At 37.6% G+C, this 21,406-nt stretch carries 12 protein-coding genes, 2 tRNA genes and 1 pseudogene; 9 read left to right on the top strand and 6 right to left on the bottom strand.

All coding sequences use genetic code 11. The features are described from left to right. Nucleotides 1–2 precede the first annotated feature (2 nt). From G551_RS0111020 to G551_RS0111035, 4 genes are all read right to left on the bottom strand, one after another. On the bottom strand, nucleotides 3–3,149 hold the full coding sequence (locus G551_RS0111020) for a T9SS type A sorting domain-containing protein (RefSeq protein WP_027885633.1): 3,147 nt from the start codon (nucleotides 3,147–3,149) through the stop codon (nucleotides 3–5). A gap of 208 nt (nucleotides 3,150–3,357) precedes the next feature. After that, nucleotides 3,358–4,818, bottom strand: coding sequence for a glutamate synthase subunit beta (locus G551_RS0111025; RefSeq protein WP_027885634.1), 1,461 nt, complete (start codon nucleotides 4,816–4,818; stop codon nucleotides 3,358–3,360). Then, entirely contained in the window at nucleotides 4,818–9,335 is a 4,518-nt protein-coding gene (gltB, locus tag G551_RS0111030) for a glutamate synthase large subunit (protein ID WP_027885635.1), read from the bottom strand. Before gltB ends, G551_RS0111025 begins: the two co-directional genes overlap by 1 nt. 239 nt (nucleotides 9,336–9,574) lie before the next feature. Next, nucleotides 9,575–10,717, bottom strand: a complete 1,143-nt coding sequence (locus G551_RS0111035) for an acyl-CoA dehydrogenase (RefSeq protein ID WP_027885636.1) — start codon at nucleotides 10,715–10,717, stop codon at nucleotides 9,575–9,577. A 92-nt stretch (nucleotides 10,718–10,809) separates the two neighbouring features. On the opposite strand from G551_RS0111035, the gene G551_RS0111040 reads away from it, so the two are divergent. From G551_RS0111040 to G551_RS0111080, 9 genes and pseudogenes are all read left to right on the top strand, one after another. Next, nucleotides 10,810–11,892 carry an anhydro-N-acetylmuramic acid kinase gene (locus G551_RS0111040; protein WP_027885637.1) on the top strand — a complete coding sequence of 361 codons (1,083 nt, stop codon included), beginning with the start codon at nucleotides 10,810–10,812 and terminating at the stop codon, nucleotides 11,890–11,892. Between the two features lie 74 nt (nucleotides 11,893–11,966). Beyond that, a complete protein-coding gene (locus tag G551_RS0111045; RefSeq protein WP_027885638.1) occupies nucleotides 11,967–13,193 on the top strand; it encodes a Glu/Leu/Phe/Val dehydrogenase dimerization domain-containing protein in 1,227 nt (408 codons plus the stop codon). Between the two features lie 27 nt (nucleotides 13,194–13,220). Continuing rightward, nucleotides 13,221–14,693 (top strand): annotated as a pseudogene (gene nhaB, locus G551_RS0111050) (sodium/proton antiporter NhaB); the annotation flags it as partial. A gap of 83 nt (nucleotides 14,694–14,776) precedes the next feature. Next, on the top strand, nucleotides 14,777–15,469 hold the full coding sequence (locus G551_RS0111055) for a MotA/TolQ/ExbB proton channel family protein (protein WP_027885640.1): 693 nt from the start codon (nucleotides 14,777–14,779) through the stop codon (nucleotides 15,467–15,469). Between the two features lies 1 nt (nucleotide 15,470). Continuing rightward, nucleotides 15,471–15,860 carry an ExbD/TolR family protein gene (locus G551_RS0111060; RefSeq protein WP_027885641.1) on the top strand — a complete coding sequence of 130 codons (390 nt, stop codon included), beginning with the start codon at nucleotides 15,471–15,473 and terminating at the stop codon, nucleotides 15,858–15,860. 5 nt (nucleotides 15,861–15,865) lie between these two features. Continuing rightward, the gene (locus G551_RS0111065) at nucleotides 15,866–16,741 is read left to right on the top strand and encodes a hypothetical protein (protein WP_027885642.1); all 876 of its coding nucleotides are present in this window, start codon (nucleotides 15,866–15,868) and stop codon (nucleotides 16,739–16,741) included. A gap of 18 nt (nucleotides 16,742–16,759) precedes the next feature. Further along, nucleotides 16,760–17,980: a bifunctional folylpolyglutamate synthase/dihydrofolate synthase gene (locus G551_RS0111070; RefSeq protein ID WP_027885643.1), complete on the top strand. Its 1,221-nt coding sequence runs from the start codon at nucleotides 16,760–16,762 to the stop codon at nucleotides 17,978–17,980. Between the two features lie 69 nt (nucleotides 17,981–18,049). Then, nucleotides 18,050–18,124: transfer RNA gene (locus G551_RS0111075), tRNA-Val, on the top strand. 46 nt (nucleotides 18,125–18,170) lie between these two features. Further along, nucleotides 18,171–18,245, top strand: a tRNA-Val gene (locus G551_RS0111080). Nucleotides 18,246–18,252: 7 nt separating this feature from the next. Here the strand turns inward: G551_RS0111080 and G551_RS0111085 are convergent. Further along, nucleotides 18,253–19,530 carry a UDP-N-acetylmuramoyl-tripeptide--D-alanyl-D-alanine ligase gene (locus G551_RS0111085; RefSeq protein ID WP_036243743.1) on the bottom strand — a complete coding sequence of 426 codons (1,278 nt, stop codon included), beginning with the start codon at nucleotides 19,528–19,530 and terminating at the stop codon, nucleotides 18,253–18,255. Between the two features lie 65 nt (nucleotides 19,531–19,595). After that, complete coding sequence (gldJ, locus tag G551_RS0111090) at nucleotides 19,596–21,260, bottom strand: gliding motility lipoprotein GldJ (protein WP_027885645.1); 1,665 nt, start codon at nucleotides 21,258–21,260, stop codon at nucleotides 19,596–19,598. Nucleotides 21,261–21,406: the final 146 nt, after the last annotated feature.

Raw genomic sequence — 21,406 nt, forward strand, 5'->3', positions numbered from 1 at the left:
TTTTATTCTTTTACAATTTTTTGAGTAAAGGTTTTTCCGTTGATCGTGTTTATTTGAATCACGTATAAACCGGTATTTAATTCTGAAACATTAATTTGATGGTTGAAGTTTTCCGTCGCTTCGATCTCTTTTACTGTTCTTCCTAAATTATCGTATATTAAAATTGAAGCAATCGTTTCAGTGCTGTTCCATTTAATATTTAAGATTGATGAAGTCGGGTTAGGAAATAACTGAAATGCTTGAGCTAAATCTTCATCCACACTTAAATTGTTAGCGCTCATCATTAATTCAAACCGGTCGCTGTTTAGTGTAGCGTCACCAGCTTGATTAAAGTTAACCTGAAAGCTATAAGTACTTCCATTAGTTAATAAAGTGCTTTGATTTAAATAGTTATCTTTCAGATATACATCGTATTCTTCTAAACCTTCAAGTTGAGCTTCAAAGATGTAATTCGTGGTTCTGTATGTAGAAATATATAGCGGAAGAACTTCTGAAATTTCAGGGTAACTTCTTACTTCAATAGAGGTAATCTCGCCGTCAATGTTTCTAGCTATATTTTCATCTAGGTTAAACATCTTAGGAGCATCTTTATAGGTAAATGCATCATCACCATATTCCTGAAACTTTATTTTTAGACCGTCTGAAGATTGTTCACCATCATTAAATAAATTTTCTTGGTAAATATGTAGTTGAAGAAATGATTCGTTTCCTGAATTAGCAGGTCTAAATACACTTGTAGCTGTTTGATTTACATTCTTATTAGCTTCTATAAATGATAATGTTGGAGTGGTTCCTTCATCAGCCGTTAAAAAGAATCCGGCTTGCATCGGCATGATAAACTTATTTCCATCGCCATTCGTACCTGTATTGGTTAGAACATCTATGGTTGAATAAGAACCTCTCGTTCCTGCGGTAGGATCCCAAATATAGTAATAAAGCGTATTCACATTAGAAGTAGATACATTTGCTAAAACTTGTGACATATCGACAATAGCGTGATAAGGATTTCCGAAGAAATTGAAATAGTCTTCAACATCACTAAATCCAGATGAATAACTAATAGGGCCTGCGTTAATTTCTCCAATTGCTCGAAGTCTAGTATCTGTACTATCGGTATCGTTGTCTGTGACATCAATGCTTCGATCTCCTCGAATCATCAAGCGATAAGGTTTACCGGCTAAAAGGGTTGTTGCATCTGTGTTATCAATATTATACCAGCTTTGATTGATATTATCTAGCTCGTACATCGAGGTATTTCCTGAAGGGGTATAATCAAACCCATGATAACCATCTGCATTTTGCCAAACACCGGTAATGTGAGTTCCGTAGCCAGGATGAGGGTTATCGGTATAACTGCTGGCATCTTCTTGCCAATTTTCTCTTATACTTGTTGTGGTAGTTACTGAAGAGGTTACAAATCTAAATGCTCTTCTTGCCGGGAAACATTGTTCAGTAGTGATAGTTCCGTTAATGCTTCCGGTTACTTCATCAATTTGTGCAGTGTTTCCTGAAAAGTCACAAGTTAACGTAATATTTCCGTTCGTGGTTAACTCTCCAGAGATCACATTTAAAATTTCAGTAATTGTAATTGGAGTATTTGCAGAAACTCCGTTAGGGTTTTCAATAGTTAAATTAGCAACATCACCACTAATAAATCCATTAGGGATAGTTTGTGCTGTTTGTCCTGAAAAGTTTAATTCTGAATCAGGAGTGCTTCCATCGATAGAAGCGCCGGTTCCTGCTGTAATCGTTCCTTGAATGGTGAATAAATATCCATTAAGATCGATTGTAGCGCCATCTCCCATAATTAAGTTATCGGCACCTGTATTGATATCTAACACCGGATAATTGGTTAATCCAGTAGGAATTGTTACATTAAAATTGGCATTAGGAACTTCAGCATTGCTCCAGTTACCAACATCATTCCAGTCAGTATCCACATTACCTGTCCAAGTAGCATCGCCACATCCGGTAGCATCTGCAATAGTAGAAGAAACTACTTCTTCTAAACTGGAAGAGTTGAAAGCGATGGTGTGATCACCACCAACTTCAAAAACAAGGTCGTTAAAGGTCGCTTGTCCTGAAGCATCGGTTGTTTGAGTAATTGTACCAAATAAATCACCCGGACCTGTTTTAATAGAAGCCGTTACTACGAAACCAGCTTGTGCTACACTAAAACCTGCGTCATCGGTAATTTGAATTGTAAATGATGAAGGCATCGTACCATCACAATTAGAAGTAGTTGGTTGAGCAGTAATATCAATTCTACTTGCCACCGGTATAGAAGGTTCGTTATAAGCGATAAACGCCGGATCAGCGCTTCCTCCCGGTATGTAGATTAATGCTACTGCGTCTGCTATATTAGAGGCGTCAATCCCAAATTGAGAAAGTTCAATTGCAGCAAATCGCATTGATTTTGTAACATTGATTTGAGAGCTAGGTTGGCTGTTAAAAAGATATAGATCGGTTCTCCAAGTACCTAATGAAGGTGCTGTAGACAATGATAGACTTACAGAGTTACCTACAGTAGCTCCGGAAGAATTTACAAATTTTAATTGATCTGCACCTCCGGGTTGAGCAATTTGAGATACAAAAATATCTGGAATACCATCGCCAATATTAGCTAGGTCTAATCCTGCATTACTTAATTCGAAGCGATTATTAGTTCCACTAGGAATGTTTGTTAGGTAAGTACCTAGATCAAGACCATGCGGACCGGTTGTTAAATAGCTTGCTAATTCACTGCCAGTAGGGTTTGCATTAAACGGGGTAGTCGAACTTGTGTCAGCTCCATTATTTATTCCATCATACAGCTGACCAAAACCTATATAATAGGATCCGCCACCACTTGTGGGTAAATTTAAAACTGGTAAAGCTCTAAACTCTTGTGGATAATAGAGAACACTATGATTGGTTAAAATGACATCATTCACACCGGTAGAGTAAGTGGTTCCATTATGCGTGAAACCAATTACATTATGTGAATTCTCTGGTTTGATAGGGTTTTGGTTAGAATTTGTCGAATGCCAATACCCTAAATAATCTGTGTAAATTCCTGTAACCTGTTGTGCGTAAGTTTCAACAGAAAAAATGGCAAATATCAGCACGGTGATAATTTGCCATTTATAAATTGCGTATTTGTTTTTCATTATCTTTGATAAAATTTTTTAAATTTATCTAAATAAGACTAACTTATTAAAATTGACTTGTTTAGATAAATGGAAAAATAGTTATTCGATTCAAAGATAGTTATGCTATACTATTTATTCATAATAATAACTTATGTTTTCGATAAAGTCATAAAATATTTGTTAAAGTGAAAAATCGATAACTTTTCAAGTTTGTTTCTGGGCTAATTTATACATTTGGTAGATCACCTTTACCTTTCGTCGAAAGCTCAGAAGTGCCCATCAAAAATTTATCTACTTCGAAAGCTGCTTCTCGACCTTCAGAAATAGCCCAGACAATTAAAGATTGCCCTCGGCGCATATCTCCTGCGGTAAAAAACTTCTTTTTATTGGTTTGATAATTTTTTTCGGCTTTAAAATTATTTCTCTCGGTAGTGTGTATACCTAATTGTTCAGCTAAGGTTTTCTCGGGACCGGTAAAGCCTAAAGCTAATAAGGCTAAATCGCAAGGCCATTCTTTTTCAGATCCTTCGATTTCTTTGAGTTGCGGACGGTTATTTTCATTTTTAATCCATTCGACCTCTACCGTTTTTAAGGCTTTTAAATTTCCTTGTTCATCTTTTAAAAACTCTTTGGTAAGAATGCTCCAATTGCGTTCAACCCCTTCTTCGTGAGAAGAACTGGTTTTTAGGGTAAAAGGCCAATATGGCCAAGGGTGTTCTTTAGTTCTATTTTCAGTTGGCATCGGCATAATTTCAAAATTAGTAACCGATTTTGCTCCGTGTCTATTCGAAGTTCCCACACAATCTGAACCGGTGTCTCCACCACCAATTACAATCACGTGTTTGCCTTTTGCCGATAGTCTTTCTTTAGGTTCTGCTAAACCATCGACCACACGGTTATTGTGTGCTAAAAACTCCATCGCTTGTACCACTCCATCAGCGTCGGCTCCATCAATAGGAAGCGGACGACGTTGTGTAGCACCGCCACATAAAACGACCGCATCAAACTCTTCTAGTTGTTTTGCGTCATAGTTTTTTCCGACGTGAATTCCAGTTTTAAAATTGACACCTTCAGCTTCTAGTTGTTGTACACGACGATCGATCACATGTTTTTCCATTTTAAAATCCGGGATTCCGTAGCGTAATAATCCGCCTACTTTTTCATCACGTTCAAAAACAGTCACGGTATGACCGGCTCTTCGTAGTTGTTGTGCAGCAGCCAATCCTGCCGGGCCAGAACCTACAACGGCGACCTGTTTACCGGTTTCGGTTTGTGGTGGTTTGGGCTTGATCCAGCCTTCTTCAAAACCTTTTTCGGCAATATATTTTTCAATGAGTTCAATAGCGACGGGAGGTTCAATAATCCCTAAAACACAAGCTGACTCACAAGGAGCTGGACATAATCTTCCGGTAAATTCTGGAAAATTGTTAGTTGAATGTAGAATTTGCACCGCTTTTTTCCATTCATTTTGATAAACAGCATCGTTAAAATCGGGTATTAAATTCCCTAACGGGCAACCGCTGTGGCAAAACGGAATTCCACAGTCCATACAACGAGCGCCTTGCGTGTTGAGTTCTTTTTCACTTAATGGTTTTGCAAATTCTTTATAATTCTTGATTCTTTCTGCGGGGTCAATATTGTCTTCCGTCTTTCTTTCGTGTTCAATAAATCCTCTTAACTCTCCCATTACGCCGTTTTTAATTCTTTGTTATTTTTCTTTTTCTCTTCTTCAATTTTTTTCAATGCCTTTTTAAATTCTGTAGGCATCACTTTGATAAACTGTTGAGATGTTTCTTCCCAGTTTTCTAAGATTTCTTTAGCAACTTTACTTTCGGTGAATTTGAAATGATTGCTAATCAGCTGTTTTAATTCATTTTTATTTTCTTCGGAAGGATCTTCTAATTCAATCATTTCCATGTTGAAATTATGATGATCCAATTCATTTTTCGGGTTGAAAATGTAAGCAATTCCGCCACTCATTCCTGCGGCAAAATTTCTTCCGATTTTCCCGAGAATCACCGCTACACCACCGGTCATATATTCACAACCATGATCGCCAATTCCTTCGATCACAGCTTTAGCTCCGGAATTTCTTACACAAAAACGCTCACCACCAATTCCATTAATGTAAGCTTCTCCAGAAATAGCCCCGTACAACGCTACATTACCAATAATGATATTTTCGTTCGATTTAAATGTTGCTGAAGCAGGTTTGCGCACGCTTAATTTCGCGCCGGAAAGTCCTTTTCCGAAGTAATCATTCGTGTTTCCGATCACCTTTAAGTTAAGTCCTTTTGTAGCAAAAGCACCAAAACTTTGTCCGGCTGAACCGGTAAAATTTATATTCAGGGTATTTTCAGGTAACCCGGCTTCTCCGTGAATTTTAGAAATTTCGTTACTCACAATCGCTCCGGTAGTTCGGTTCATGTTATGAATTGGGAAATCGAGACTCATTTTTTCTTTTCTATAAATCGCCGGATGCGCTTTGCTTAAAATTTCAAAATCTAAGACTTTTTCTAATTGATGATCTTGCTTCTCTGTTCGGTAAAGCGGCATATCTTCAGGGATGTTTGGCTTGTAAAGAATATTCGATAGATCGATGCCTTGCGCTTTGTAATGCTTAATGGCTCGATTCATATCTAATTTCTGACTTTGTCCCACCATTTCATCTAAAGTTCGATAACCTAAATCTGCCATAATCTGGCGAAGTTCTTGCGCGACGAAATACATATAATTGATCACGTCTTCCGGTGTTCCTTTAAAGTTTTTACGCAACTCGGGATCTTGGGTGGCGATCCCAACCGGACACGTATTTAAATGGCAAGCGCGCATCATAATACAACCTGAGGCGACAAGCGGAGCGGTAGAAAAGCCAAACTCTTCGGCTCCTAATAGAGCGGCAATCGCAACATCGCGACCTGTTTTTAACTGTCCGTCACATTCCACGGTGATTCTATTTCTAAGGTTGTTGAGTAATAAAGTTTGCTGCGCTTCTGCAATTCCTAATTCCCAAGGTAAACCTGCGTGACGCAAAGAAGTTAGTGGTGAAGCTCCGGTACCACCATCGTAACCAGAAATGAGTACGACATCGGCTTTTGCTTTGGCAACTCCGGCAGCAATCGTTCCAACACCAACTTTAGAAACTAGCTTTACGTTGATTCGTGCTTCTCGATTCGCATTTTTTAAGTCGAATATCAATTGCGCTAAATCTTCGATGGAATAAATATCGTGGTGCGGAGGTGGCGAAATTAATCCTACATAAGGTGTTGAATTTCTTGTTTTGGCAATATCCGGATTCACTTTTGCGCCGGGTAATTGTCCGCCTTCTCCGGGTTTTGCACCTTGCGCCATCTTGATCTGAATTTCTTGCGCGTTACTCAGATAATTAATGGAAACGCCAAACCTTCCGGAAGCGACTTGTTTAATGGCGCTGTTTCGCCAGTTTCCGTTAAGGTCTTTATGGAAACGGTCGGCATCTTCACCTCCTTCACCGGAGTTGCTTTTTCCTTTCAATCGGTTCATCGCGATGGCTAAATTTTCGTGGGCCTCTTTACTGATGGAACCAAACGACATCGCCCCGGTTTTAAAACGCTTTACGATGTCTGTCCACGGTTCAACTTCTTCAATAGGAATCGGATTAAGATCGCGGAATTTAAATAAGCCGCGAAGTGTCATCAAGCGTTCATTTTGTTCATTGATAAGCTTAGAATATTCGCTATAACTTGTGGGATTATTTTGTTTAACGGCTTGTTGTAATTTTGCTACACTTGCCGGATTGAACATGTGTCGTTCACCGTTTCTTCGCCAGCGATAATCACCGCCAATGTCTAGGTCTAAACCAACTTCTGTTGTTTTGGGATAAAAAGCTTTATGGTAACGTTTCTGGATTTCTTTTTCGATTTCATAAAGGCCAATTCCTTCAATTCGGGTAGGCGTGTTGCAGAAATATTTATCGACAAACTTTTTGTTGAGCCCGAGAATTTCAAAAATCTGAGAACCTCGATAAGAAAGTAGCGTAGAAATTCCGATCTTGTTCATGATCTTTACGATTCCTTTTCCGATAGCTTTGTTGAAATTTTGAATCGCTACTTCCGGTTCTTCTTCGATTTCATCTTCATTAGCGAGATTGAAAATAATTTCATTCACCATATACGGATTGATCGCACTAGCTCCATAACCAAATAATAACGCAAAATGATGTGGTTCTCTTGGTTCAGCAGATTCAATCACAATTCCGAAGGAAGAGCGACGATCGTGATCTTTTACACGGTGATGAACAAAAGAACAAGCTAGTAAGGAAGGTATCGGAGCGAGTTTGTCGCTTACATCACGGTCGGAAAGAATAATGATGTTGCAACCTTCGTCGACAGCATCGTTAATTTCAAAAATCATTTCTTCTAAACGAGCTTCTAAACCGTTCAAGCCTTTTTCAGCTTCATATAACATCGATATAGATTTCGCTTTAAAATCGGGATGATCGATGTATTTAATTTTATCTAAATCTTCATTAGAAATGACGGGATTCTGAATTCTTAACTTTTTGCAATGCTCGGGGACGATGTCGAATAAATTCTTGTCTTCCCCAATCGTTAAGCTAATATCGGTAACAATTTCTTCACGAATCCCATCGAGCGGCGGATTGGTAACTTGAGCAAATAGTTGTTTAAAGTAGTTGAATAACAATTGCGGCTGATCTGATAAAACTGCCAAAGGAATATCGGCTCCCATCGAACCAATTGCTTCTTTGCCTTGCGTGGCCATCGGCGTGATGATGGTTTTAATATCTTCTAAGGTGTAACCAAATAGTTTTTGACGCTTATTGATTTCAACCTTTTCTATTGGCGTTTTGTTTCCGGTGTAGGGAATATTGGCTAACGGGAGTAGATTATCGTTTAGCCATTCTCGGTAAGGTCGCTTGGTAACAATATCGTATTTTACTTCTTCATCTTCAATAATTCGACCTTTTACCATATCGACCAAGAACATTCTTCCCGGTTCTAGGCGACCGTGAAATTCTACGTTACCCGGTTTAATATCGGTTACGCCTGTTTCTGAAGCCATAATCACATAACCATCTTTGGTTACCGTGTAGCGAGAAGGTCGTAAGCCATTTCTGTCTAGTAAAGCACCAATGTAATTTCCGTCGGTAAATGGGATGGAAGCCGGACCGTCCCAAGGCTCCATAATACAAGCATTGTATTCGTAGAAGGCTTTTTTCTCGTCAGACATCACCGGATTTTTTTCCCAAGCTTCCGGAACCATCATCATCATCGCTTCGGGTAATGAGCGACCAGTATGCAGTAATAATTCTAAAGCCATATCCATCGAAGCAGAATCTGATTTTCCTTCCATCGTGATCGGAATGATCTTCTTGAGATCTTCACCGAAAAATTCACTTTCAAATAACTCTTCTCGCGCTTTCATTCGGCTTAAATTTCCGCGAAGGGTGTTAATTTCTCCGTTGTGGCACATATAGCGGAATGGTTGCGCTAAATCCCAAGTAGGAAAAGTATTGGTTGAAAAACGTTGGTGAACCAAAGCAAGCTTGGTAACAACATCATCGTCATTTAAATCTGGATAATAAATATTGATATCGTTAGGCATTAAAAGCCCTTTATAAATAATGGTATTGGTAGAAAGACTAGAAACGTAAAAATTGTCTTTTTCTGAAAGTTCTGAATCATCAATACGATGTTCAGCAATTTTACGAGCAGCGAATAACTTGGCGTTGAATGCTTCTGCTGAATCTTCTTTGGGTTTGGCAATAAATGCTTGATAAACTTTAGGTTCAGAAAGTTCGGCAATGCTTCCTAAGCAAGAGCGATCTACCGGTACTTCTCGCCAACCAATTAAATCGAGTTCTTGAGCTTCGATTTCTTCTTCAAAAATCTCCTTACAAATTTTTAGTTGATTGCTGCTTTTGGGTAAAAATACCATCGCCACAGCGTATTCTTTAAAATCGGGTAACTCAAAATCGCATACTTTTTTGAAGTATTGATGCGGAATTTCAATTAGTATCCCGGCGCCATCTCCGGTTCTTCCATCGGCGCCCACGGCACCACGATGTTCAAGCCGAATTAAAATATCGATGGCTTTGTGAATAATGTCGTTAGTTTGCTTCCCTTCAAGGTTGCAAATAAAACCGGCTCCACAATTATCATGTTCAAATTCCGGTGAGTAAAGTCCCTGTTGTTGTGGCTTCATATAGTCTTTTTCTTTAGCTTAAATTTTTCAGTTTAAAGGAAACGTAAAGTAAAGAAAAAGAGGTTTATATCCTAAAATCGCAGATTATTTCACGTTTTTTTAATTAAATCTTGAATTTTTAATAATATCTGAATAAAAAGTCGATAAAATCTTAATTTGAGATTTAAATGCTGAAATATTGAGAAATAAAAAACCCGATTCTTTAAAAATCGGGTTTTACAAGTAATTTATAACGATTCTTAATCGCGTAGTAATCCTCTGGAAATCACTATCTTTTGAATCTCTGATGTTCCTTCGTAGATTTGAGTGATTTTTGCGTCACGCATTAAACGCTCTACGTGGTATTCTTTTACGAAGCCATTTCCGCCATGAATTTGCACCGCTTCTACCGTCGCATCCATCGCGGTTTTTGAAGCGTAAAGTTTTGCCATAGCACCAGACATATCGTAGTTATTGCCTTGGTCTTTATCCCAAGCTGCCTTCATTACTAAATGACGCGCTGCTTCAATTTCTGTATACATATCGGCTAACTTGAAAGCAATTGCTTGGTGGTTACAAATTTCTGTGCCAAAAGCTTTTCTAATTTTAGAATATTCTCTCGCTAATTCGTAAGCACCGCTGGCAATACCTAAAGCTTGAGCTGCAATACCGATTCTTCCACCGGAAAGTGTTTTCATCGCAAATTTAAATCCGAAACCATCTTCGCCGATTCTATTTTCTTTAGGAACTTTTACATCGTTAAAGTTTAGCGTATGCGTATCGCTACCTCTAATTCCTAATTTATCTTCTTTAGGACCAACTTCAAAACCATCCCATCCTTTTTCAACGATAAAAGCGTTAATCCCTTTATGGCCCTTTTCTCGGTCGGTTTGGGCAATTACCAAATAATAATCGGCGCTGCCACCATTGGTGATCCAGTTTTTAGTACCATTTAAAATGTAGTGATCCCCTTTATCGATCGCTGTAGTTTTTTGAGAAGTTGCATCACTTCCTGCTTCTGGTTCACTTAAACAAAAAGCACCAATCGATTCTCCGGTTGCTAATTTGGTTAAGTATTTTTGTTTTTGCTCTTCGTTACCAAAAGTTTCTAATCCCCAGCAAACTAAAGAGTTGTTTACAGAAACAATTACCGAGCAAGAAGCATCTATTTTAGAAAGCTCTTCCATAGCCAACACGTAAGAAATGGTATCCATACCGCCGCCGCCATATTCTGGAGAAACCATCATGCCCAAAAAGCCAAGTTCTCCCATCTTCTTTACCTGCTCTGCAGGAAATTCTTGTTTATTATCTCTTTCGATGACTCCCGGAAGTAACTCTGCTTTCGCAAAATCTCTTGCTGCATCTCTAATCATTAGATGCTCTTCAGTAAGCTTAAAATCCATTATATTTTGTGTTTGTCAAATTTTTAGTGAAACTTCGCAAATATAGCTGTAAGTAATGAAATTATCAATGATAATCGGTTATTTTTGCGAATATGAGAAGAAAACAATTTCGTATTTTAGGAGTAATGTCGGGGACTTCGTTAGATGGTATCGATCTGGCTTACTTAGCGTTTACAAGGGAAAATGGCTGGGAAGCTTCTATTTTAAAGGCGGAAACGATTCCGTATCCTCAAAAATGGGTTGAGGTTTTAAAAGCTTCTTCGGAATTATCTCGACCTGAAATTACTGCTTTAGATGAAAAATATACTGATTACTTAGCTGAAATTATTCAGCAATTCATTCAGAAAAATAAAATAGAAAAGCTTGATGCGGTTTGCTCTCACGGGCATACGGTTTTGCATCAACCGGAAGAAGGTTTTACTGTTCAGATCGGGAATTTACCCAAGCTGGCAACAATACTTCAGCAAAAAGTAGTTTGTGATTTTCGAGTGCAAGATGTAGAATTGGGCGGACAAGGAGCTCCGCTAGTGCCTATTGGGGATCGTTTATTGTTTTCTGATTATGATTATTGTTTGAATTTAGGGGGCTTTGCCAATATTTCGAGGGAAATTGAATTTGAAACTGAAACTGAAAGTAAGCGGATCGCGTATGATATTTGTCCGGTAAATACGGTATTGAATGAATATGCTTCTCGATTGGGTTTTGCCTTTGATCGTGATGGAGCAATTGCCCGAAATGCTGAGGTAAATCAAAACTTATTAAAAGAGTTAAATGCGTTGAGTTTCTACCAACAAAAACCGCCAAAATCTTTAGGGATTGAATGGGTTAATTCAGTGATTTTTCCAATTCTGGAAAAAAGCGAAAGCACTTCCGAAGAAATTATTGCCACGTTTACTCAGCATGTGGCGGTTCAGCTTTCAGAAAATATTCAACATCATTCCTCTCGAAAAGTATTGGTAACCGGTGGTGGCGCTTTTAATACTTATCTAATAGAACTACTTCAGCAAAAGACGAAAGCTCAGATTATTCTTCCGCAGAAAAATCTTATCGAATTTAAGGAAGCACTCATTTTTGGCTTTTTGGGAGTCTTACGTTTAGAAAATGAAATTAACGTTTTAGCAAGTGTAACGGGAGCTTCAAAAAACCATTCTTCTGGGAAAATATTTGAAGTCTAAAAAATTAAGATTTCATTCACAAACACCTTAAGGTTTAACTATATTTGTGAGCGAAAATTAAGATTTTTTTAGATATGAAAGAATTACTTGAGATATACGAAAATAAACAACCTGAAATCGTTTTTAATTGGAAAGACTCTGAAACCGAGGCTGAAGGCTGGACGGTGATCAACTCTTTGCGTGGTGGTGCTGCCGGCGGTGGTACACGTATGCGTGAAGGTTTAGATATGAACGAGGTACTTTCTTTAGCCAAAACGATGGAAGTGAAATTTACGGTTTCTGGTCCGGCAATTGGCGGAGCAAAATCGGGAATTAATTTCGATCCGCAAGATCCGCGTAAAAAAGGAGTTTTGGAGCGTTGGTATAAGGCTGTTTCGCCATTATTAAAAAGTTATTATGGTACCGGTGGCGATTTAAATGTAGATGAAATTCACGAAGTAATCCCCATTACTGAAAATTGTGGAGTTTGGCATCCGCAAGAAGGTGTTTTTGCAGGTCATTTTCAACCCACAGATGCCGATAAAATTAATCGAATCGGTCAGCTTCGTCAAGGAGTGATCAAAGTTTTAGAAAATACGACTTACTCACCAGATGTTTCGAGAAAATATACCGTGGCCGATATGATTACCGGTTATGGTGTGGCAGAAGCTGTTCGTCATTATTACGAAATTTACGGTGGTGATGTAAAAGGAAAACGTGCTGTAGTGCAAGGTTTTGGTAATGTAGGTTCTGCGGCAGCTTATTACTTAGCGCAAATGGGTGCTAAAGTGGTAGGAATTATCGATCGTGCCGGCGGATTAATTAATGAAGAAGGTTTTTCTTTTGAAGAGATCAAGCAATTATTCTTAGAGAAAAAAGGAAATACCTTGGCTGCTGAAAATTTAATTCCGTTTGAAGAAGTGAATAAAAAAGTTTGGGCTTTAGAAACAGAAATTTTTGCTCCTTGTGCAGCATCAAGATTGATCACGCAAGAACAAATTTCTAAGTTGATCGAGACCGGTTTAGAAGTGATTTCTTGTGGAGCAAACGTCCCATTTGCCGATAAAGAAATTTTCTTCGGAAGTATTATGGAAGATACCGACCAGCGTGTGAGTTTAATTCCAGATTTTATTTCTAATTGCGGTATGGCACGTGTGTTTGCCTATTTTATGGAAAGAAGAGTGCAAATGACCGATGAAGCGATCTTTAATGATACTTCGATGACGATTAGAAATGCCATTCAAAATACATTTGATAATAACAGCAGTAAAACCAACATTAGCAAAACCGCTTTCGAGATTGCATTAAAACAATTAGTGTAATTATAAAATTAACCTACTTTATCGAGAAAAATGCTTAAAAATTTTTTGGGGAATAGTCCCTTATGGTTAAAATATACCATACTATCATTTTTGGTTCTTAACGTTTTTGCAAATTTTTTATTAGGACCAACTGTTACAGCCTGGATTTTTATAGCAGAATTTATTTTCTGCTTAGCGATGGCTTTAAAATGTTACCCGTTACAAACCGGCGGATTGTTAGCTTTAGAAATTCTCATTCTAAAGTTAACCTCTCCGGAAGCCGCAAAAGAAGAAGTGATTCAGAATTTTGAAGTGATTTTCCTCTTGATGTTTATGGTGGCAGGGATCTATTTTATGAAACCTTTACTCATGTTTATTTTTAGTAAAGTGTTCACCAAAATTAAGTCGAAGCTTTTTCTCTCGTTACTCTTTTTAATTTTAGCGGCGGTGCTTTCAGCATTTTTAGATGCACTTACCGTGACTGCGGTTTTAATTAGTGTAGCCGTAGGTTTTTATGGTGTTTATCACAGAATACAATCGGCAAATACCGATTATAATGATAGTGGAGTTTTAGACCGTAAAGAATTAAGTGGAGAAACTTTGGAAGAATTTAAATCTTTTCTTCGAAGTTTAATTATGCACGGAGTGGTAGGTACTGCTTTAGGTGGAGTTTGTACGTTGGTGGGTGAACCTCAAAACCTGTTGATCGGTGAGAAAATGGGTTGGGACTTTATCGACTTTTTCGTAAGAATGTCTCCGGTAACACTTCCTGTTTTATTTGCCGGATTATTAACAACTATTATTTTAGAAACGACCGGTTGGTTTGGTTTTGGACAAAAACTACCTAAAGTTGCTCGAACGATTATTGAAAATTATACGAAAGAAGAAGATCGTAAGCGAACTAAATCACAAAAATTCGGTTTAATTGTTCAGGCGATTTCTGCGGTGTTTTTAATTATCGGGTTGGCGCTTCATTTGGCTCCCGTAGGCTTTATTGGTTTGGGATTAATCATTGTGCAAACTGCCTTTATGGGAATTACCGATGAACACAGTATCGGGAAAGCTTTTGAAGAAGCACTGCCATTCACAGGTCTAATCGTAGTATTTTTTGTGATCGTAGCAATGATTCATGATCAACATTTATTTCATCCGATCATTCATTGGGCGCTTTCATTAGATACCGCAACGCAGCCTTCCGTATTTTATGCGGCAAATGGATTATTGTCGATGATTAGTGATAATGTTTTTGTAGCTACCGTTTATATTGGTGAAGTAAAAGATGCTTTCGATGCGGGAAATATTTCAAGAGAACATTTTGAAAAATTAGCGATCGCGATCAATACAGGTACAAATTTACCAAGTGTTGCCACACCAAATGGTCAGGCAGCATTTTTATTCTTATTAACTTCGTCGTTAGCACCACTTATTAATCTATCTTATTTTAAGATGGTAAAAATGGCACTTCCGTACACAATAGTTTTAGCCGGAATTGGCTTTTTAGGAATTTGGTTTTTTTTGTAATCAATAATAAATAACTTAGCTTTATCACAAGAATATAATTTATTCAAATATTTAACGTTATTCTTTTAAACTAAACAGAACTTATGCTAGCTACATTTTTGCAAGAAGCGGTTGAAGAAACAGCCGAGCAAATGCCGGAAGAAAAGACCTTGTCTTTTATAGAATTGATTTTAGATGGTGGTATTGCAGGTACAGTTGTAATTGCCATTCTATTTGTTCTACTTATTGTGGCATTATATATTTATTTTGAACGTCTTTTTGCAGTTAAGGCAGCTTCGAAAACCGATGTGAATTTCATGTCACAAATTAAAGATCACGTAGCTAATGGAAATATTGAAGCGGCTAAAATTAGATGTGCGCAAGAAAATTCTCCGGTAGCGCGATTAACTGCTAAAGGAGTTTCTAGAATCGGTAGTCCGTTAGAAGATATCAATACTGCTATCGAAAATGCCGGTCGATTAGAGGTTTATAACTTAGAAAAGAACGTTTCTGTTTTGGCAACAATTGCAGGAGCGGGACCAATGATTGGTTTCTTAGGAACTGTAATTGGTATGGTTTTGGCATTCCACGAATTAGCATCAAGTAGTGGGCAAGCAGAAATGGGAAGTTTAGCTGAAGGTATTTACGTAGCGATGACTACCACCGTTGCCGGATTAATTGTCGGGATTATTGCATATATTGGTTACAACCACTTAGTAGTGAAAACCGATAAAGTTGTTCATCAAATGGAAGCTACCGCAGTAGATTTCTTAGACTTATTAAACGAACCCGCTTAATATGAATTTAAGAGGAAGAAATAAAGTAAGTCCAGAATTCAATATGTCGTCGATGACAGATATTGTATTCTTATTATTGGTGTTCTTTATGTTGACTTCTCCTGCTGTTACTCCCGAAGCTTTAGATTTACTTTTACCAAAAGCGAAAGGAAAAACAAGTAACCAGCAAAACGTTGCCGTAAGTATCAACAAAGATCTAGAGGTTTTTATTAATTCAGAACAAATCAATAAAAATCAATTAGAAATAGAATTGCAAAGACGTTTACGTGGCGAAGAAGATCCAACCATTATTTTGAGAGCAGAGCAAAGCGTGCCTATTCAAGATGCAGTGAATGTGATGGATATTGCAAAACGTAATAAATATAAAATTGTATTAGCGGTTAAACCGTAATCATTATGGCTTTATTTGAAACGAAATACGAGAAAAAATCTGCTACGATCACTGCAGTGATTTCAGGATTAATCTTAATCCTGCTTTTCTTGTTTGGTTTCACCTATTTAGATCCGCCACCGGAAAATGGAATTGCGGTTAATTTTGGTACATCAGATGTCGGTTCAGGAGATGTTCAGCCAACAGAACCGGTACAATCTGCTCCGCAGCAAAACACTGCTCAGCCTACGCCACCACAACCTACAGAAACTACTCCCGAAGTAAAAGATGAGGTTGTTACTCAAGATACAGAAACAGCTCCGGTAATTGAAAAGGAAGAAGAAAAGAAAGTTGAAAAAGAGCAACCTAAAGAACAGCCTAAGGAGAAACCTGTTGAAACTACAGAAACTCCAAAAGAGGTGAAAGAAACCAAAGAGGTTAAAAAGCCTGATCCTAAACCTGATAAAAATACTTCAGATGCGTTGAATAGTTTAATCAACGGACCTAAAAAAGACGGTAAAGCTAACGGAGGAGAAGGTAACGATAATCAACCCGGTGATAAAGGAGATCCCAATGGTGATCCTAATGCTTCGAGTTATTATGGGCAAGGTAAAGGGTTGGATGGTGATGGGAATTATCGTTTAGGCGGAAGAAAAGCCTTGAATAAAGAGAAATTTGTTCAAGATTGTAACGAGTCGGGTATTGTCGTGGTGAAAATTGAAGTGAATCAACGCGGGCAGGTAATTAATGCTGTTCCCGGAGCTAAAGGAACCACCAATAATGCGAGTTGTTTAATGGAGCCGGCTAGAAGAGCAGCTTTGGCTACCAAATTTAATAGCGATGCCGATGCGCCTGTAAAGCAAACCGGTTATATCGAATACGAGTTTAAACTTTCCGAGTAAGAATTTAATTTTTATTTCATGGCTTCATACCAAGAAACCCTTGATTGGATGTTTCAGCAACTTCCTATGTATCAAAAACAGGGAAAGACGGCTTTTAAAAAAGATCTCACCAATATTTTAAAGTTTGCAGAAGAACTTCAGCAACCGCAAGAAAAGTTTAAAACAATTCACGTAGGCGGTACGAATGGTAAAGGTTCAACCAGTCATATGTTAGCTTCGGTATTGCAAGAAGCAGGTTACAAAGTGGGTTTGTATACCTCACCTCATTTAAAAGATTACCGAGAGCGAATTAAGATCAACGGGCAAATGATCTCTGAAAGTTTTGTAGTTGAATTTATTCAGCAACATCAAGATTTTTTAGCTACACAACAACTTTCTTTTTTTGAAATGAGTGTAGGCATGGCTTTTCAGTATTTTTCTGAAGAAAAGGTAGATATTGCAGTAATTGAAGTAGGTTTAGGCGGAAGATTAGATTCGACGAACATCATCACTCCGGAAGTTTCAGTAATTACAAATATTGGCTTAGATCACACGCAGTTTTTAGGGAATACTTATGAAGCTATTGCTTATGAAAAGGCCGGGATCATCAAAAATAATATTCCGGTTGTTATAGGAGAAACTTTAGCGGAAACAAAAAATGTTTTTCAGCAGAAAGCCAATGCTATGAATAGTTGTATTGTTTTTGCGGAAGATAATGAGTTTACTGAAATAGATTCAGACCTAAAAGGAAGCTATCAGATTTACAATAAGAGAACCGTCTTAACTGCTTTAGAAGTGCTGAAGTCTGTTGGCTGGCAATTAGATGATCAATCCATAAGCAGGGGAATTGCGAACACTGTAAAAAATACCGGTTTGCGTGGACGTTGGGAAGTTTTACAAACCGAGCCTAAAGCAATTTGCGATACCGCGCATAATAAAGAAGGCTTAAAATTTGTACTCCAACAATTGCAAGAAGAGCCATTTGAGCAATTACACATTGTTTTAGGAGTAGTAAACGATAAAGATTTAGAGAGTATTTTACCTTTATTTCCTAAAAACGCCACTTATTATTTTTGTAAACCGAACGTTCCTCGTGGACTTGATGAAAAAGAATTAGAAAAAAAATCAAAAAGTTTTAATTTGTTGGGAAGAGCTTTTTCTTCTGTTGAAAAAGCCTATTTAGCTGCTAATGAGAAGGCTAAAAACACCGATTTAATTTATGTTGGCGGTAGTACATTTACGGTCGCAGAAATAATTTGAAAAAAATATTTTTTTTATTTGGTGGAATGTAAAAAACACTTATATTTGCACTCGCATTACAACAACAGAGGGCAATTAGCTCAGTTGGTTCAGAGCACCTCGTTTACACCGAGGGGGTCGGGGGTTCGAATCCCTCATTGCCCACAAAAAACCCGAAGTGAAAACTTCGGGTTTTTCTTTTAATAAATGCGGGTCATTAACTCAGTTGGTTCAGAGTGTTACCTTGACAGGGTAGAAGTCACTGGTTCGAATCCAGTATGACCCACTTCTTTTTATAGAACTTCTAGAATTCTTTCTAATGCCATTCCTCGAGAACCCTTAATGAGGATGGTGGATTCCTTAAAATTATTTCTTTGAATGTAATTTTTTAAATCTTCGAAATTTTCGAATTTTAATACCTCTTGTGTTGAAGTTTGATAGAAATTTTTTCCGCAAACCATCATGTTAGAAAATTCAAGTTTTTCTAAAAGATCAATAATGATTTGATGTTCTTCTGCTGAGGTATCTCCAACTTCAAACATATCACCTAAAATGGCAATTTTATTTTTTGCAGGAATGGCTTCTAAATTCTCTAAGGCAGCTTTCATGCTTGTAGGATTTGCATTGTAAGCATCAAGAATAATTTGGTTAGAGTTCTGATCGATGATCTGCGATCTGTTATTAGTAGGTTGGTAACTTTCAATAGCTTCTTTAATTGCTTTTGCGGGTATTTTAAAATACTTGCCAATGCATATTGCTGCTGCAATATTTTTAGCGTTATAAGTCCCGATGAGCTGTGAATTTATTTGGGTGTCTTCGGTCTTAATTTTTACAAATGGATCGGCTTTTAAAAAGGTAATTTGGTGGCTGGCATTTTTACCTTCACTGAAAGAAATAATATCAGTTCCTTTGCTTTTTTCAACCTGAATTTTATCATCATAATTAATGAAAATGGTCTTATTATTTTTAATGAGGTAATTGTATAATTCACTTTTGCCTTTAATCACTCCTTCAACTCCGCCGAAACCTTCTAAGTGGGCTTTTCCGAAGTTTGTGATGTAGCCGTAATCGGGATGCGCGATTTTGCATAGGGAAGCAATTTCTCCTTGATGATTTGCGCCCATTTCAACAATGCCAAATTCCGTTTCTTTATTCATCGATAATAAAGTCAAGGGGACGCCAATATGGTTGTTTAAATTACCTTGCGTAGAAACGGTTTTGTATTTTTTTGAAAGCACTTCTCTGATTAACTCCTTGGTAGTGGTTTTTCCGTTACTTCCTGTTATTGATAAAATAGGTAAGTTTAAATATTTTCGATGATAAGCAGCGAGTTTTTGTAGTGTATCAAGTCCATCTTCAACTTTGATGATATGATCGTTTTGTTCTTCGGGTTCTTCGTCTACAATGGAATAATTTGCGCCTAGTTCTAAAGCTTTAACTGCAAAATTATTTCCGTTGAAATTATCACCTTTTAAAGCAAGGTATAAATTCCCTTTTTTTAGTTTTCTAGTGTCGGTGCAGATGCCTGTACTTTCTAAAAATAACTGGTGTAGTTGGCTTAATTCTTTCATAAAAATAAAGATATAAAAAAAGCCCTTTCAGAAAGAAAGGGCTTTTAAATCTTACAAAAATATTATTAGTTTCTTGCTCTTTTACCTTTTTGAGATTTAGAACCAACTCTAGACATTGCATTTCTAAACCCGATATAGTCTGTTGCCATATCTTGTGGGAAGTATCTTCTCTGTGCAGGATCTAAATAGTATGCTCTATCTCTCCAAGAACCACCTTTAAATACTCTTACTTCGTTATCGATTAAAGTAGTTCTGCTTGAATTAGTATCGTATTGTCTGTCTAAACCTTTAGCAACTCCTGTTGAGTCTTTAACGGCAGAAACACTGTGCTGTGGAGAGTTATACATTCTCTTGCTATCGGTTCCGTTTCCAGAGTAATATCTAGATGAAGCTCTATCACCATCTCTAAAGTCTCTGTTGTCACTTTCTGAGAATTGTGTTCTTAAGTAAGTATCTTCAGAATTTACCGGCTCTTGTTTAATTTGACCAGGAAGTGTTCTGGCAACAATATTACCGTTACTTAACGTATCAAATACGATAGAATCTGAAGTCACTAGTTTTACAGTGCCATCTTGGTTAATCGCATTCTTAGTATAAACGTTACCACGGAAATAGTTAAAGTCGTTAAACTCATCATCTACGATTGGTCTATAAACATCGGCAACCCATTCTGCAACGTTACCTGCCATATCATATAATCCGAAATCGTTTGGAGGGTAAGTTTTAATTTCAGCAGTAATATCTGCTCCATCATCACTCCATCCTGCGATTCCGCCGTAATCACCGTCTCCTTGTTTAAAGTTTGCTAAGTGATCTCCTCTTTTTCTTCTTCCGCCTTGACGAGTGTATTGACCATCCCAAGGATATTTCTTTCTACCTCTGTACTGGTTGTATTCTCTAATTCCTGCAAGACCTAAAGCAGCATATTCCCACTCAGCTTCAGTTGGTAAACGGTAAGCTGGTAAAAGAACACCATCTTTACGTTGTACGTAGTTATGTACCGTGTCTTCTTTAATAACCTGAGTTAATCTTTCGTTGTTTCTTCCTTTGCTTAACGAATCATTTCCGCCGTAAACTTTAGAAGGAGCATTGATGTAGGTTTCTGTGTTGAAAGTAGTTTCTGCGTCTGCACCATATTTAGCGCCTTCTGCGGCATAACCTTTTTGCTCTAATTGTAATTCGTTTACACGGTCTGTTCTCCATTTACTAAACTCAGTAGCTTGGATCCAGTTTACACCAACTACCGGATAATTTTGGTAAGCCGGGTGACGTAAGTAGTTGTTGGTCATCGTTTCGTTGTAACCTAAACGGTTTCTCCAAACTAAAGTATCAGGAAGTGCTCCCTTGTAAATGTTAGCGTATTTTTTCTCTGTTGGTGGGAAAGTGAATTTCAACCAATCTAAATATTGAAGATACATTCTGTTGGTAACTTCAGTTTCGTCCATATAAAAAGACTGAACGTGTTGTTGAGTAGGAGAGTTGTTCCAGTCGTGCATCACATCATCTTGTACTTTACCCATGGTAAAAGTACCGCCTTCTACAAATACTAAACCTGGTCCTGTTTCTTGACCTTGATAATCGGTTTGGTATTTCATAGAGCCGTCTTTTCCGTCGAGTCTCCAGCCTGTAGCTCTAGAGTTGTCTTGGTAGTCTTTAGACTTGTTACAGCTTACTAAACTAGTAGTAACCGCAACAAATAACATAGTTTTTAGAGCAAAATTAAATCTCATAATCCTCAATATGTTTGTAAAATTTGGGTTCGCAATATAACAATTAACGCTAAATTAACAACGTTCTTTTGTCAATTAGTGTTAAAGCTTAAAAAATCTTATGTGTAAATAACGTAAATCTTACATTATTATTACTTTCTTCAAAT

The sequence above is a fragment of the Mesonia mobilis DSM 19841 genome, from assembly GCF_000423405.1.
GTDB lineage: Bacteria > Bacteroidota > Bacteroidia > Flavobacteriales > Flavobacteriaceae > Mesonia > Mesonia mobilis.

Coding starts and splice junctions, on each gene's coding strand:
- G551_RS0111065 (WP_027885642.1), top strand. CDS start 15,866: ATGGCTTTATTTGAAACGAAATACGAGAAAAAATCTGCTACGATCACT.
- G551_RS0111070 (WP_027885643.1), top strand. CDS start 16,760: ATGGCTTCATACCAAGAAACCCTTGATTGGATGTTTCAGCAACTTCCT.
- G551_RS0111085 (WP_036243743.1), bottom strand. CDS start 19,530: ATGAAAGAATTAAGCCAACTACACCAGTTATTTTTAGAAAGTACAGGC.
- G551_RS0111060 (WP_027885641.1), top strand. CDS start 15,471: ATGAATTTAAGAGGAAGAAATAAAGTAAGTCCAGAATTCAATATGTCG.
- G551_RS0111040 (WP_027885637.1), top strand. CDS start 10,810: ATGAGAAGAAAACAATTTCGTATTTTAGGAGTAATGTCGGGGACTTCG.
- G551_RS0111025 (WP_027885634.1), bottom strand. CDS start 4,818: ATGGGAGAGTTAAGAGGATTTATTGAACACGAAAGAAAGACGGAAGAC.
- G551_RS0111055 (WP_027885640.1), top strand. CDS start 14,777: ATGCTAGCTACATTTTTGCAAGAAGCGGTTGAAGAAACAGCCGAGCAA.
- G551_RS0111035 (WP_027885636.1), bottom strand. CDS start 10,717: ATGGATTTTAAGCTTACTGAAGAGCATCTAATGATTAGAGATGCAGCA.
- G551_RS0111045 (WP_027885638.1), top strand. CDS start 11,967: ATGAAAGAATTACTTGAGATATACGAAAATAAACAACCTGAAATCGTT.
- gltB (WP_027885635.1), bottom strand. CDS start 9,335: ATGAAGCCACAACAACAGGGACTTTACTCACCGGAATTTGAACATGAT.
- G551_RS0111020 (WP_027885633.1), bottom strand. CDS start 3,149: ATGAAAAACAAATACGCAATTTATAAATGGCAAATTATCACCGTGCTG.
- gldJ (WP_027885645.1), bottom strand. CDS start 21,260: ATGAGATTTAATTTTGCTCTAAAAACTATGTTATTTGTTGCGGTTACT.